The organism is Methylobacterium komagatae (assembly GCF_042661665.1).
Lineage (GTDB): Bacteria > Pseudomonadota > Alphaproteobacteria > Rhizobiales > Beijerinckiaceae > Methylobacterium > Methylobacterium komagatae.
Map to the genome: position 1 here is coordinate 3,796,342 of NZ_JBHSWN010000001.1, position 14,799 is coordinate 3,811,140.

General features: G+C 71.4%; 9 protein-coding genes. 2 read left to right on the plus strand and 7 right to left on the minus strand.

The annotated features are described in order from the left end of the window. Positions 1–115: 115 nt before the first annotated feature. The 5 genes from ACFQE0_RS18910 to ACFQE0_RS18930 form a co-directional block, all read right to left on the minus strand. Positions 116–496, minus strand: coding sequence for a hypothetical protein (locus tag ACFQE0_RS18910; RefSeq protein WP_378972425.1), 381 nt, complete (start codon positions 494–496; stop codon positions 116–118). Continuing rightward, entirely contained in the window at positions 493–1,332 is an 840-nt protein-coding gene (locus ACFQE0_RS18915) for a hypothetical protein (RefSeq protein WP_378972427.1), read from the minus strand. Before ACFQE0_RS18915 ends, ACFQE0_RS18910 begins: the two co-directional genes overlap by 4 nt. A gap of 273 nt (positions 1,333–1,605) precedes the next feature. Next, positions 1,606–3,030 carry a glycosyltransferase gene (locus ACFQE0_RS18920; RefSeq protein WP_378972429.1) on the minus strand — a complete coding sequence of 475 codons (1,425 nt, stop codon included), beginning with the start codon at positions 3,028–3,030 and terminating at the stop codon, positions 1,606–1,608. Next, a complete protein-coding gene (locus ACFQE0_RS18925; RefSeq protein ID WP_378972431.1) occupies positions 3,005–3,214 on the minus strand; it encodes a hypothetical protein in 210 nt (69 codons plus the stop codon). Before ACFQE0_RS18925 ends, ACFQE0_RS18920 begins: the two co-directional genes overlap by 26 nt. Before the next feature lie 83 nt (positions 3,215–3,297). Continuing rightward, positions 3,298–3,768: a hypothetical protein gene (locus ACFQE0_RS18930; RefSeq protein WP_378972433.1), complete on the minus strand. Its 471-nt coding sequence runs from the start codon at positions 3,766–3,768 to the stop codon at positions 3,298–3,300. Positions 3,769–4,035: 267 nt separating this feature from the next. Between ACFQE0_RS18930 and ACFQE0_RS18935 the strand changes: the two genes are divergently transcribed. Both ACFQE0_RS18935 and ACFQE0_RS18940 read left to right on the plus strand, forming a co-directional pair. Then, on the plus strand, positions 4,036–4,569 hold the full coding sequence (locus tag ACFQE0_RS18935; protein ID WP_378972435.1) for a helix-turn-helix transcriptional regulator: 534 nt from the start codon (positions 4,036–4,038) through the stop codon (positions 4,567–4,569). Positions 4,570–5,459: 890 nt separating this feature from the next. Beyond that, positions 5,460–6,746 (plus strand): hypothetical protein, encoded by a 1,287-nt coding sequence (locus ACFQE0_RS18940; protein WP_378972437.1) that lies wholly within the window; start codon positions 5,460–5,462, stop codon positions 6,744–6,746. Positions 6,747–7,024: 278 nt separating this feature from the next. Here the strand turns inward: ACFQE0_RS18940 and ACFQE0_RS18945 are convergent, their stop codons facing one another. Next, a complete protein-coding gene (locus ACFQE0_RS18945; protein ID WP_378972439.1) occupies positions 7,025–7,330 on the minus strand; it encodes a hypothetical protein in 306 nt (101 codons plus the stop codon). Continuing rightward, positions 7,278–14,648 (minus strand): apolipoprotein A-IV repeat region-like domain-containing protein, encoded by a 7,371-nt coding sequence (locus ACFQE0_RS18950; protein WP_378975571.1) that lies wholly within the window; start codon positions 14,646–14,648, stop codon positions 7,278–7,280. The genes ACFQE0_RS18945 and ACFQE0_RS18950 overlap by 53 nt, the downstream gene beginning before the upstream one ends. Positions 14,649–14,799: the final 151 nt, after the last annotated feature.

Below are 14,799 nucleotides of genomic sequence, written 5' to 3' on the forward strand. Positions count from 1 at the left end.
CCGCCTCGGCTGCGCTGGCGCCAGCGGTCCGCGGGGCCTTCCGCGACCGTCTCACCGTCGATCACCGCCCGCACCCGCGCTTGCGCCGTGTCGGAGCGGGGCGCGAGCCAGCCGGTCAGGAGAAGCCCCCCGCCCACTCGACCGCACCGGCACCGCCTTCGGCTTGCGGCGCGATCCCGGCGGGGTGCCCCAGAACGAGGGGCGGGGCGAGGGGCTCGTCCCGGTTCGCCAGCACGACCTGCACCGTGCCCCCGGAGGCCACAACATCCGGCGACAGGACGAAGCTGAAGCCGTAGCGGCCATCGCCGATTCCGGCGCCGTCGAGGTCGGGCCGGTAGATCTCGGCGCGGGCGAGCGCCACGGGCAGGCCGTCGATCAGGAGTTCTACGACCAGCCGGAGGGCGTAGTCGTCACGGTGATGGACGTAGCCGGATATGGTCGCCGGTCCGGTGCGCTCGACCCGCGCGACATAGGAGGCCTCACCGTGCCCGGTCATGCGGCGATCCTTGCATCCGCCGCGAGCCAGCCGACGAGAGCGTCCGCCGCCGAGTCTACGTTAAGTGCAGGATCGAGCATGAGATCACCCGCGCGCGGCTCGTAGGCTCCGCCGGACCGGTCGAAATAGGCGCGCGGCACGGCCGATCCGGCGCACGCCGCCTCCAGACATTCGAACAGGCCGTCCCGCATCGGCAGGACGAGGTTCGTACAGCCGTAGAGCCTGACGAGTGAGGCGAGATCGGACGCCGCAACCGGGCCGGTGACGAAGCTCGCCCCGTCGGCGAGATGGGTCAGGTCGTTCAGCGTCACGCCGAGGATCACGATCCGCATCGCCGAACCGGAGCGGCGCAGGCGGGTCTCGACCGCCTGGACGAGGCGGCTCGTCTCCGCCCGCGCGACCGGACTGAGAATGCCGAGTACCGGGCTCCGCCTGCTCTGTCCTGTCGGAGGTTCGACAATCTCAGGCACAGTCGGCTTCAGTTTCTTGCGCAGGCGTGCCGACAGCGCCCGGCGCGCGCTGGCCAACGTCATACCGTCCGCGCAGACGAGCGACGCGGCCTGGCGCAACACAGCCTCGGAGGGCAGTGGTCCGGCAAGGAGGTGATCGACCGGCCGGTCGAGAGCGGCGGCGAGTGCGAGCAAATCGGGCGGGCACCGTTCCGGCGAAGCGATGTGAATCCTTCTGGCACCCGTACCGCGAAGGTAGGTGCGCATCGCCCGGCGCTCATCCTCACTGTTCAGCACAAAGGACAGGGATTGCGGCAGGCCGCCGCCGTGTCCGCGCAGGCGCATGGCGACGGATGTCGCCCGCTCGTCGGGCTCGATAAGGAGCACGCGTCGTCCCGCCGCCTCCTCGCGCGCGAGCCTGTAGGGCGAGGGCCGGCATGGTGGACGGCAGGGGATTGAGGACCAGGAGATCGTAGGGTGGGGGCGCGAGCCTGCGTTCGATCGCGGCGAAGCCCGGCCGGAATGGCTGCGCCAGCTGGAAGGCATCGATCTCGGCTTGATACTCGGGGAAGCGCGCGGCGAAGATGGCGCTGTTCTTCATCACCAGCCGCCGCTTGCTCGCGCCGAACGAGCGAGACCCGACATGGCCGACCATGACATTCATGGCGCAGAGGTTGCGAAAGCCGAGTGTTCGGGCGGTGAGGCAGAGCCGACATCCTCGAAATACCCGCGCCCATAGGTCAGCGGTAATCCGCCCGCCGCATCCCAGCAGGCCCGCGTGACCAGCAGGCAGAAGCCGATGCCGTTGGGGATCGCGACAGGCCCGTGACCGGCAGCCTTGGCCGCCGCGTCCCAATGCGCCAAATCCTCGGGGGAGGGCAGGTCGTTGCGCGTGTAGGGAAGCGGGAAGCTCGTGACGACGCCGTCATTCGAGAGCGGCGTTAGCGTGCCGAGATCCGGCGTCTCGGTCGCGATCGCCATCAGGCGTTCGAGCGCCCCCTCCGGCAGGAGCGTATCCGCATTGAGAAGCAGGAGAGCCCCGGAGCGGATCGCCCCGGCGGCCCGGTTCACCGCCGCGGCGTAGCCGACATTCGTGGCGAGATGGATGAGGGTGAGCCGTCCCTCGGCCGCCCGGCGCGCGACATCCGCGACGAGGGCGGCGTTGGGGCTCGCGTCGTTCACGACAACGATCCGCCAGCGCAGGCCCGGCAGGTTCTGCGCCTCGAGGGTATCGAGGCATCGTGCGGTCGCTTCCTCGTCCTCGTAGACCGGCATGATCACGCTGAGGTCGAACTCACCGCCCGGCAACGGCTCCGGCGCGGACTGCGCCTTCGGGGCCCGTTCGAGCGAGGGGCACGCCACATCGGCCTCGAGCGCCGGCTCGCCCCGGCAGGCGAAGCGGAGCGCGAAGGCACCCGGCCCCGGCCTGATTCCCCCCAGGGTCGCGATCGCGACGGACGCGCTGGCGAGCGGATGGGCGGGATCGGGAGGGACGATCCGGCTCGTCTCACCCTCCGGCCCACTCATTATATACGTGAGGCTTCGCCCGCGCGGCCACGCCACGACACCGTGCCAGTGGGTCGTCCCAGCCTCGATCCGGGCGATGATTCGCGCCTGCGCCGCTTGGAGCACCGCCAGCGCCAGCCGGACGGCCCCGGAAGGAGCGGCGGGATCGTCGATCAGGCCTTGCGCCGACGAGAGCCGCGCGTCGCTCTCGCCATGTTGGAGCGCGTGCAGACAGACGAGGAGATCCGTCGGGTCGAGACTGAGCGCCCGCGCCATATCCTCGCTCGCGCGCTCCGGTTCGCCCAGGCGCCGCGCCACCTCGGCGCGCACGAGCAGGGCACGCGCCTGCCCCTGGACCGAGCCGGACAGGCGGCACAGCCGGTCGGCACAGGCATAGGCGGTGTCGAGCGCCCCGCGCATCAGCGCATCGGCCGCGATGGCATAGAGCGCCTGGAGATGCCGCTCGGGGTCGAGCAGCAGCGCGCGCTGGGCTTCCGACAGGCCCCAGGCATTGACCGCGTGTCGTGGAGGAGGGCCCCTCGGTGCGGGGCCGTTACCAGGCGTTGTATCGCCCGTCATGGCTCGTCGCGAGGTAATGGGCGATGCTGGCGTTGGCGATCGGGCCGAAGGTGATGAGCAGGCCGATGATGAGGATCGCCACGCTCACTTTGCCCGGGTTCTCATCGAGCCGCATGAAGCCGAACAGGGCGATGGGAAGCCCGATGAGAACGCCGACCGCGGCAAGCGTCAGTTGCAACGGCATGTCGATCACACCTCGTGACTGAGTCGAGCCGTTCTATCGTCAATTTCGCGGCGCGCAATTCAGTCCCGGCGATCCGGGTCCCCTCAGTCCCGGGATGATTTCGCGCGGAATACCCGCACCCGGCCGGTGCGCACGGGCTCAGTCTGAGACGGCTCCGCCTCGCGCCGAGGCAGCGCCTCCTGTGCAGGGCTCGTGGGTGCATCGCCGCCCACGCGAAAGCTCTCGCCTCGGCGCTCGGGCGGGTTCGGATCGAGTGTGACGAGATCCTTGAACGCGTCGTTGACCGCGTTCTGCACGGACGTGGCCCCGCTCTGGCGCCGGGCGGCCTCCGCGAGCGCGGACGCCGCGATGAATTCGCCCTGGGCGCCGAACACGCGAACCGCCTCGACCCCTTCCTGGACGCGCGCGGATGCCAAGAACAGCGCATCACGCGGCGAGGCCCGGCGATTAAAAATGCTGATTCCGTGCCGCACCGCAACAATAGTGAAAGACATGAAACCCCAATATAAGTGAAATTCCTTGCCTCTTGTCGCGCCGATACGCGAAGGACGCAAGTCGCCCTGCCTTCACGGTTGCGCGGGCAAGTGCGGAGCATCGGGAACCGGAGCGCCGACCTCCCCCATTTCGATGTAGAATGCCCTCTGAACCGCGACCCCTTCTACCGTTCGACGCAAGCCTGACGAAAGGATTAGTCGCCAAGAGACTTTGCAGGCTTGCAGGAACCGACGCCCTATCCTAGGCTTTCACTATACGCGATGTAGCCGAAATCAGAAGGAATAAGAATGACTTCGGACGCACCGCTCCTGCAAATCCTTGAAAGGATGGGCTGCGGCGGCCTCGTTGTTTCGTCCGATGGAAAAGTCATTGCTTCCAACGACATGGCACGTCAAATCCTCAACGCGAGTTTCTTCGCGGAAGGGGATGAACTGAAAGATTTGGATACTGTCGGCCGAGATCTGATCAAGCAGTTGCTTCGTCACGGCAGGATACGGGTCGATATCGACCAAGAGCATTGGATCCTGATCGATCGCACGGACCAGAGACCATTGATCATGAACGCGATGGCGACCCCAGCAGCGGAGGCCGAGGGTCATTCGATGCTTGTGCTGATCGATCTGGAAACGAGCGTGAAGCCGAACCAGCCCGCCCTGGAAAAGATCTTCGGCCTGACGCCGGCCGAGGCCAAGCTGGCGACCCTGATCGCGGGTGGGGCGACGACGAGCGAGGCCGCGCGCATCCTCGATGTGAGCCTCGCCACGGTGCGCTCGCAACTTGCGGCCGCCTTCGCGAAGACCCGCACCCGGCGGCAGGCCGAACTGGTCACGCTGGTCACGCGCCTGTCCGCTCTGCCCTGACGAGGCCTTTGCCCCTTTCAACGAATCAAATCTTAAGAGTTTGGTCAGCGCAGTCGCATCGGGACGGCTGTTGAATTGATTCGGGGATCAAAACGTCAATCGCAGCCGGCAACTAGACACTATCAAATAAGCGGTCTGTGGCGCAAATTAACAACATATCCCCCACAACCGCACGCAGGTCTGCCGTCTTTTGCCACATAGTTTGTTGACAAAATTTTTTGACTCCTACAGCACTTGAAGTCCAGCGAACGAGGCGATTGCCAACAGCATCCCGCATCCGCTCCTGGGCGATAGACTTACATCTTAAGTAGTCGGTCGCCGAGTGTCGACTTTTGATTTGGCGCTAGACTGATGTCCCCATACTTCGGCAGGACGGACATGTCTTCGGACGGGGTGGAGAGCCCCCTCTCCAGTACCGTCCGTTCGCGCCGCGCCTACCGCACCGTTACGGGGCGGGCAGCCACGGGAGATCAGATCACCGCCTCGGCCCTGGAATCCGGACGGTTCGACCGGGGTGATGATACCGACGAGGACGAGGGTGCCGCCCGGACCGGGAGTGGTTCGCTCGATGCGGCGTTCAGGGCCGCCGAGGCCTCCTATGGCGAGCATGGCGGCGGCTCCGCCTCGTCCATGTCGGCCTCTTGGCCCGGCCGCCCGGCTGTGGCCTGGAGCCAGTCGGCCGGAAGCCCCTTCGCCGTGGCCGATGAGGACGGGAGTGTGTCGTCGGATGCCGACGATCCGGTCTGGGACCCGCATCTCGCCTCGCCCAAGGGCTTCCCCCCACGCCGGAGATCGGCGCCTTCTCGGCCCTGGCGTCACGCCGCCTCTACGGGCTCACGCCGCCGCCGATCGTCACCCAGCCGATGGCTTTCCGGCCGGACGTCGCCCCGATGCCGCGCGCGACAACACTGCCCCTGCCGGTCGCCCCACCGCCGCCGCCCATGGCCGGATTGGTCGAATACCCGGCGCCGCCCGAGCCGCCGGTGCGGCTCCACAGCGTGCCGGAATCGACGCGGATCTTCATCCTGTCGGGGACCGAGGAAGCGACCCTCGCCGCGTCGCCGGTCGCCCCGCCTCCAAGCTCGGAGACCGCCACCGAGGCACAGGCGGTGACCGACGAGGCGACGCCCGCCGCGGTTGAGCCCGAAGAGAGCCCCAGCGCCCCGACGCCGTCCGTCGAGCAACACGAAGTTGTTGAGGATCCACCCGCTTCTCCGGTCGCGGTTGCGCCCGCGGAGCCCGTCGCGGAAGCCCCTCCGGCCCTCGTGGCGACGGGCACGCTGGCGGCCTCCGTCCTCACCTCTCCGGCGCGGTTCCTCGGGGCCGTACCCGAGGTGGCCTTACCTGCGCCCAGCAAACAATGGGGCTTCAAGACCCTGGTCTTCGGCGTCTCGATGGCGATCACCGTCACCGCCGGAGTGTTGTCTCTCGGCCAGTTGCGGCCTTCCGCGCCCGCCCTGCAGAGCGCGACGCCAGAGGCTGCGCCGTCGCCGCCCGCCGCGCCGGCCCTGGCATTGCGCGGTGCCTCCGCCCAGCCCGAGGCGAGCGCGCCCGCTCCCGGGCCCATCCCAACGTCGCCGCCCATCGAGATCGCCGAGGCGGCCCCTGTGCCTGCCGCCGCACCGGAGGTGACGCAGCCGTCGCCGTCCGCTCCCCCCGAGCCCCCGTCCGTTGCGGCCTTGGAGCCGCCACCGCCCGCAGCACCGGCCTATGCCCTTCTCGGGGCCGCTCCTCCGGCCCTCCCGCCTGCGGAGGCCGGCCCCGCCCCGGCGAAGGAGGAGAGCCGTGCCCGGGCCGTGGAACCCCGACACCGCACCATCGTCCGCAGGCCGGCGCCGGAGACGACGCGCGCGGCGACCCTGAGGCCTCAGCCGCCCGCCCACCGGCGGCAGAGCCGCACCGCCGAGCTCGATGTGCTCACGAAGGAGGCCGAGGCGCTTCTCTCGACCGGCAAGATCGCCGAGGCACGGGCCGCCTTTCGGCGCGCAGCGGCGGCGGGCGATCCGCGCGGGGCGCGCGGCGTCGCACGGACCTACGATGAGGAAATCATCGCCCGGCAGGCCAGTGCGGGCATGCCGCCGGACCGTGAGAAGTCCAAGCTCTGGTACCAGATCGCCAACGCGCTGGAATCCCGCCGTGGATCGGCGCCCGCCCCGCTGCCGGAAGACCTGCGGTAGAACGCGCTCCAAGAGTTTTGGCTCACGATGCCTGTTCGTCATCGCGAGCTGAGCGACGCAATCCAGGGCGGCTGACTTCTTCTAAACGGGGCGCGTGCCTGGAGAGCTTTCCTTTGCCCGCCATGACGGGTGAATGATCGAGCCCAGCGCCTCACAGGCCCCGTTCGACCCTCCGCCAAAGAGAAAGCCCGTCCCGCCGAAGATGACGGAACGGGCTTTCCTGATTCAACACGGCCCGCCGACCCCGCGGGGCCTCGGCGGTGGGAGAGGGGGTGAGCTTACGCCCCCTCGAACCGCCCGCTGGCATGGGCCAGCATGGTGTAGACCTTGCCCGTCTCGGAGGTGAGGTAGGCATCGGTGCGCTTGGCGTCGGGGTCGTTCTTGACCACGTCGCCGAGCAGGCGCTCGAACTCGCTGACGTAGCGATCGACGCTGCGGCGGAACTCCTGATCCGAGCGGTAGCGCCGCTGGATCTCGGTGAAGGTCGACTGTCCCTGCGCCGTGTAGATGCGCGGCGTGAACAGGTTCGGCTCACCCCGGCGATAGCGTTCCCACAGATCGACCGCCGTCCGGTGCTCGATCATCCGAGCGATGTCGGTCGAGATCGTGTCGAGGGCGATCCGGCCGGTCTCGGCGGCAGCGGACTTCCCGTTGCGCGGGGCAGGGGCGGCGGAGGCCGTCGTGCTCCGGGACTCGCGGGCCGGGGCGGCGGGGGCGGGGCTGGACGCGGCCGGAGTGGAGGGCGCGGCCGGGCTCTCCTCGTCCTCGTCCAGCGAGGCGCGGGTGAGAAGGTCGGAGAGCCAACCCCGCTTGTTGTTGCCCGCCGCCGCGGCAGCCGGAGTGGCGGGGCGCGGCGTCACGGTCCGCGTCTCCGTGCGGGCCGGGGTCGGCCGGGGCGTGGATGCGGGAGCCGGGGTCGGGGCCTGAACCGGAGCCGGGCTCGGAGCCGCCGCGACGGGCGCCTGCGCGACCGGCGCAGGAGCCGGAGCCGGGGCGGGGACCGGCGGCGCGGCGACGGCGCGGCTTCCGCCCTCGGCGGTGCGACGCTGCGGCTGCGCCATCGGCTGGGCCACATCCACCGAGCGGCCGGTACGGGCGACCAGGGCCGACAACTCGTTGAGGGCCTTGATCTGGTCCGACACCACCCGGCGCATCTCGCCCGCCGCATCCTGCGTCTCGCGCGGCAGTTCGAGGACGCCACGGGCGAGGTCGGCGCGAGTCGATTCGAGTTCGCTCCGGATCGACGCAGCCATCTCGCGCAGGTTCGTTACCGACTCGCCGAAGCGGGCCTGCGCCTCTTCCAGCCCTTCGCGCATCTCGCGGGAGGCCACGTCGAGGGCCTCGCGCACACCGGCGGCGGCCTTCTCGGCCTCCGCGCCGGCATCGTCCTTGAGCCCGGCGAAGGCCCCCGTGACCTGCGCGCCCGCGCTCTCGGCTGAACGGGCGAGGGTCTCGGTGAGCGACCGCGCCCGGTTCTCGGCATCGCGCAGGACCTTGTCGATCTGCCCGGAGAAGGCCGAGCCGCGCAATTCCAGGGTCTCGGCCCGGACCTCGAACTCCGCCAGCGCCGTGTTGAGTGCACGCTCGCGCTCGGCGAGCGCCGAGGAGAGCCGCGTCTCGACCGCGTCGAGGGAGCTGGCCGCGCCGTCGAGGCTCTGGGCGAGGCCAGTCGCCTCGCGCAGGGCCCCCTCGGAGGCTTCGCGCAGGGCCGCGACCTGGGCCGACACATCGGTCCCGGCACGGTTGGTCTCGGCGGCGACCCGCTCCAGTTCGGTGCGGATCTGCGACAGGCGGCCCGAGAGGTTCTGCTCGATGGAGCCGAGATGCGAGTCGGCGCCCGCCACGAGGCCCGACAGGGCCGCGTTGGCGCTCTCGACCCGCACGATCACGCCGCCCAGGCTCGCTGGTGAGCCGCTCGTTCGTCTCCGCGAGATCGGCGAGCGTCCGCGCCGCGCCCTCGTCCACCGCCGCGCGGAGGATGTCGGCCGAGGCGCGGGTCTGCACCGCGAGGCGCTCGGTGTTGGTGCGCAGGGTCTCGGCGAGCGGAAGGCCGGTCTCCTCAAGGACCCGCTCGATCGTGCCCGCCCGGTCGGACAGGGCATCGGCGAGGTCGCGCATCGGGCCGTCCACGGCGGCGCGGAAGCGCGCGACATGGCCTTCCAACTCGCCGCCGACGGTCTCGCCGCTGGTGTTGAGGCGCTCGAGCAGGGCACCGCCCCGTTCCTCGATCGCCCGCACCAGGGTCTCGGCGCTCTCGGCCAGACGACGGGCCAGGGCTTCGCCACGGGCATCCACCAGGGAGCCGAGGGCGTTGGCCCGACGCTCGAAGCCGATCCCCATCGCCTCGGCGCGCTGGTCGATGAGGGCGGCGAGTGCCGCCTCGCGAGCGGCCAGCGTCGCCGCCAGGGCGGCCGTGTGCGCCTCGACCTGCTCGGCATGGGCGCGGGCGCGCTCGTCGAGCGCCGCGCCGAGCCCGGCAGTGCGCTCTTCGATGAGGCCCGCGAAGGCGTCGTGACGCTCGTCGAAGGCCGAGGCGAGGGCGTCGGCGCGCTGGCCCACGAGGTTGGCGAAGCGCTGGATCCGGCTGTCGATCCGCTGGGTGAAGGTATCCGCCCGGGTATCGACCGCGCGGGTCAGCTCCTGGGTGCGGCCCTCGACCACCCCGTCGAGCTCGCGCAGGCGCGTCTCGAACGTCTCGGTCAGGGCGCCGACACGGTCGTCGGCCGCCTCGATCAGGCCGCGGCTGCGGGATTCGAGCAGGCCGTCGATGGCCGCGCGGGCCTCGTCGAAGGTGGATTGCAGGGCGGTGAGACGGGCGTCGAACAGATCGGCCACACCGGCCGGGGCCGCGTTGAGGATGCCGCGCAGCTCGTCGGTCTGGGTGGCGATCGTCTGGGCGATGTCGCCGCCACGGGTCTCCACGAGGTCGCGCAGGCCGTCCTGGGCCTCCTCGAACAGGGCGCGCAGGCGCTGCGTGCGGCTGTCGAGGGTGGCGGCAAGCTGGCGCTCGCGCGTCTCGACCAGGGCCGCCACGGCGGCGGGGGCCTCTTCGAGCAGGACGCGGAGCGTCTGAAGCCGCTCATCGACCGAGGCGGCGAAGCGGCCGCTGCCGCCCTCGACCGCGGCGTCGAGGGTGGCATGTGCCTCCTCGAACAGGGTGCGCAGGCCCTCGGCGCGGGCGTCCAGGGTCTCGGCGAGGCGATTGCCCCGGCCCTCGACCAGATCTTCCAGGCGTCCGAGGCGGGAGTCGAACAGGCTCCCCAGCGCCTCGGTGCGGCTCTCCAGCGCCCCGGCGGCACCGACGAGCGCACCTTCCAGCGCCGTGACGAGTTCGCGACCGCGCCCGTCCAGGGCCTCGCTGAGCGGGCCGGTGCGACCGTCCAGGGTCTCGACCAGCGTGCGCGCATGCCCATCGAGCATGGTGCGCACCTGGGTCGTCCGCTCGTCGAGCAGCCCGTGCACGGTGCGCACGCCCTCATCGAGAAGGGCGCTGATGTCGCCCGTGCGGCTCGCGAGCGTATGGCCGAGGCGGCCCTCGCCCTCCTCGAGCATCCGCTCGGCATCGGCGATGGTCTGCTGCAGCTTGGCGAGCACGCCCTCGCCGCGATTGTCGATCAGTTCGGCGAGCGAGGTGCTGCCGCTGTCGAACAGGCGGGCCAGTTCGGTGATGCGGTTGCCGATGACGCCGAACACGGCGCGGCCCTTCTCGTCGAGCTCCCGCGACATGGCCTCGGTGCGCTCGTCGATGAGGCGGCCGAGCAGATCGGAGCGCTCGGCGAAGGCGGCGCGGACATCCTCCGTCCGGGCCGTCAGGGCGGCGTCGGCGGCGTTGGCGCGCTCGCCCACGAGGCGGGCGATGTCCTCGGCGCGGGCCGCCAAGGAGGCATCGAGGTTGCGGGTATGCTCCTCGACCGCGCCGGTCAGGGTGGCGATGCGCTCGCCCATGGCCGCGTCGAGCCCGCCCGTGCGGGACTCGATCGCCTGCACGAGGTCGCGGGTGCGCTGGGTCAGTTCGGCATCGACGGCGCGGGTGCGCGCCTCGATCAGGCGGATCGCCTCGAAGGCCTGCGATCCGAAGCTCTCGTCCACGAGGCGGGCGCGTTCTTCCAGCGTCGCGCTGATCTCTTCCAGGCGGCGCAGCACGGTGCCGTCGAAGCGCTCGGCACCGGAATCCAGGGCGCGGGCGATCTCGGCGGTGCGGCGCTCAATCTCCTCGCCGAACCCGGCGGAGCGGATCTCGAAGTCGCGGGAGGCCGAGGCCAGCCGGGCATCCACAGCCTCGGCGAAGCTGCGGCTGCCTTCATCGACGAGGCGGGCCATCTCACCCGCGCGGGCGGCGAGCGCCTCCTTGAGGGCGTCGGCATGGGTGCCGAACTTGCCCTCGACCTCGCCCACGAGACCGGCCAGGGCCTCAGTCATCTCAGCGGTGCGCTGCGCGACCTCGGCGGTGTGACGCGCGGAGCGGTCTTCCAGGGCGCCGAGCTTGGTCTCGATCAGGGTGCCGGTCTCGCCGACGAGGGCGGCGACCGTCTCGGCCAAGGTGGCAGCGCGGCGAGCCGCCTCGTCCGCGTGGCGGGCGGAGCGCTCTTCCAGCGTGCCGAACTGGGTCTCGATGACGTTGCCAGCCTCGCCGACGAGGGAGGCGACCGTCTCGGCCAGGGTGGCAGCGCGGCGAGCCGCCTCGTCGGCCTGACGGGCGGAGCGCTCTTCCAGCGAGCCGAACCGGCTCTCGATGGCGTTGCCCGCCTCGCCCACGAGGGCAGTGACGGTCTCGGCCAGGGCGGCGGCACGGCGGGTCGCCTCGTCCGCCTGACGGGCGGAGCGCTCTTCCAGCGAGCCGAACCGGCTCTCGATGAGGTTGCCCGCCTCGCCCACGAGGGCGGTGACGGTCTCGGCCAGGGCGGCGGCGCGGCGGGTCGCCTCGTCCGCCTGACGGGCGGAGCGCTCTTCCAGTGAGCCGAGCTTGGTCTCGATGACCTCGCCCGCCTCGCCGACGAGGGCGGCCACGCGTTCGGCCAGGGCGGCGGCGCGCTGGGCCGCTTCGTCCGCCTGGCGGGCGGAGCGCTCTTCCAGAGAACCGAACTGGGTCTCGATGACGGTGCCGGCCTCGCCCACGAGCCCGGCCACGGTCTCGGCGAGGCTGGCCGCGCGGCGGGCCACCTCGTCCGCATGACGCGAGGACCGCTCTTCCAGGGTGCCGAGATGGGTCTCGATCAGGCTCCCGGCCTCGCGGGCCTGCCCGGCGATGGTCTCCGCCACGGCCTGGCCACGGTCGCTGATGAGGCGCGTGACCTCATCGAGCTGCTGGCCCACGGTCTGGCCGAGGGCCGCCGTGTCCCGGCCGATCCGGTCGGCCAGGATGTCGCCGCGCGCGATGGTCTCCTGCAGGGCGGCGAGGCGGCTGCCGAGCACTTCCTCGATGACCTTGACGCGCCCGTCGGCGGTCTCGGCGAAGGTGTCGCCGGTGCGCCCGAGGCTGTCGGCGATGCGAGCGCCCTGGTTGGCCACGGCCAGCACGATGTCACGACCGGTCCCGGCGATGCGGGCGTGGGTCTCCTCGGCATGGGTGGAGAGCAGGTCGGCCACGTCGCGCCCATGGGCGCCGAAGGTGGCCTCGATCTCGCCCAGACGGCTGGACAGGTCGGAGGCGACCTGCGCGGCGGCACGCTCCAGAGCGCCGGTCGTGGCTGTGGTGCGGGCGGCGAGCTCGCGGTCGAGCCCTTCGAGGGCAGTGCGCAGTTCTGCGACGGCGGCGGCGCCGCGCGAGCCCAGCTCCTCGGTCGCCCGCTCGGCGGCCTCGCGGAAGCGGGTGAGCAGGATGGCGGATTCCGCCTCGATGGCGCCCGTCACCTCGGCGGAGGCGGTGCGCAACGTGCCCAGGCTCTCGGTCAGGCGGTTCGCGGCCTCGGCGACGCGGGTCTGCGCCGCTTCGCCCGCCGTGGCGGCTGCCGCGCGGATGGCCTCGGCAGCCTCGCTGGCGCGGCCGTCGATCTCGCCGGACAGGTGCTCGACGCTGGTGCGCAGGCTGCGGACGGCATCGCCCGCGCCGGATTCGAAGCCCCGGCCCAGCGCCGCGAAGGCGACTTCCAGCCCCTCGGCGGCTTCCCGCGTCCGGCCCGCGACGAGGCCGCTGGCGCGCTCGGCCGCCGCCTCCAGGCGGTTTTCCAGGCCCGAGCCCTCGACCGCGATGGTCTCATGCAGGCGGGAGACGATGCCCTCCATCCGCGTGGCGAGTTCGCCACCGCGTCCGGACACTTCTTCGCTGATCCGCTCGGCGGCGCCGACGAGGTCGTCGCGCACAGCGACGGCGCGGGCAGCGAGCGTCGCCGCAGCCCCGTCCGCCGCCTGGGCGAGGGTGTCCTGCGCGCTCTTCCCGCTCTGGGCGATGGCGCCGACGATGTCGCGGCCCGCCGTCTCGATCTCGGTGCGCAGCGCCGTGCCGCGGCCCGACAGATCCTGCGTGAAGGCGGTGCCGACCTCGGCGAAGCGGCCGGTGATCTCGGCGCCCGTGGCGGCGAAGCGCTCGGTCGGCTCGGTGCCGCGCGTCAGGAAGGCGGTCTCCAGCCCGGTGGTGGAGCGCTCGAAGCTCTCCCGCACCGCCTGGCCCTGGCGCTCGATGGTGGCGCCGACCTCGGCCCCGGCCTCGGCCAGGGTCTGCGCGACGCGGCCCGCGCTCTCGGCGAGCCGCCCGGTGAGGGCCTGCCCCGTGGCCTCGAACGAGCCGGTGAGTTCCACCGTGCGGCTCTCGAAGGTGCGGACGAGTTCGGCGCTGACGCCCTCAAGGCTCTCGCGCACGCCCGAACCGGTCTGCGACAGGCGCTCGATCAGCGTATCGCCGCGCTCGCTCATCAGACCGGTGACGCGCTCGCCCACCTCGCCGAGGGACGAGGTGATGATCGCGCTGCGGGAATCCAGGGCGCCCGTGACGCGCTCGCCCGCGCCGTCCAGGGCCGCCACGATGCGCTGGGCCGCGCCATCGAGCTCCTGCGTCAGGTTCTGATGCGTGCCCGCGATGGCGCCGCGCACGCGCTCGGCGTTGGTGACGATGGCCTCGCGCTGGGCGACCAGCTCATCGACCAGGGAGCGGATGCGGATCTCGTTGTCGGAATAGGCGCGTTCCAGGGTGGCGATCTCACCGCGCACCAGGGTCTCGAGTTCGCCCGCACGGGCCAGGGCGCGCTCCACGCCGTCGCCCACCGCCGCCACCTCACGGCGCACGGTCTGCGACATGGTCAGGACGGCATCGGTCGAGAAGCCCTCCGGCTCCGCGAGGCGCACCGCGACCTCGCCCACCGCGCGGGCGACGAGGCGCATCTCCTGGGCGCGCACGGCGAGCATCGCCACGACGACGAACAGGATGACCGGGCCGAGCAGGGCCGAGACGGCGCCCATGGCCTGGAGCGGCGGGAGCCCCGCGACGAAGCCTGCGAGATCGCCGCCCGATTGGGTCCAGGCGACGCCGAGCAGGCCCGCGATCCAGACGAGGCCGATGGCGGAGGCGACGATGTAGGGCTTGCGCGAGGGGCGCACCCGCAGGGTCTGCTGCAGGATGCCGATGTTGCGCCGGTCGTCGTTGGCCACCAGCGAGCGGTCGGGCGGCAGCAGGCCACCCTCGCGGCGGGGCCGGTCGAAATCGGGGGAGGGCAGGTCGGAGGCGAGCGGCGGATCCTGCAACAGCGGCTGCGGGCCGCCCGGCGGACGCTCGATGTCGAGGCGCGGCGGAGGCAGGCGGCCGGACGCGTCGCGACCACCGTCGGACAGGGGATCGGCATCGCCCACATCGGGCAGGCGCGGCTCCGACCGGGCGCCACCGTCGCGCATCAGCGCGTCGAGGCTCAGCGCCTGCTCGATGGCTGAGAGAGCGGCCTCGGCCGGGTCCTTCAGCTTCTTGTCCGTCGCCATAGAACGCCTCACACGCACGGGTCCGGCGCTTGCACGCCGAAGACGCAACTTCCCGTTTACCACCCGAGCCTAAACTCCGGCACCCTGCCCCGGAAGGAGCGGGGTGGACCGCCCCCAGGTAACATTAACCGAATGGTTACCGAGACCGGTC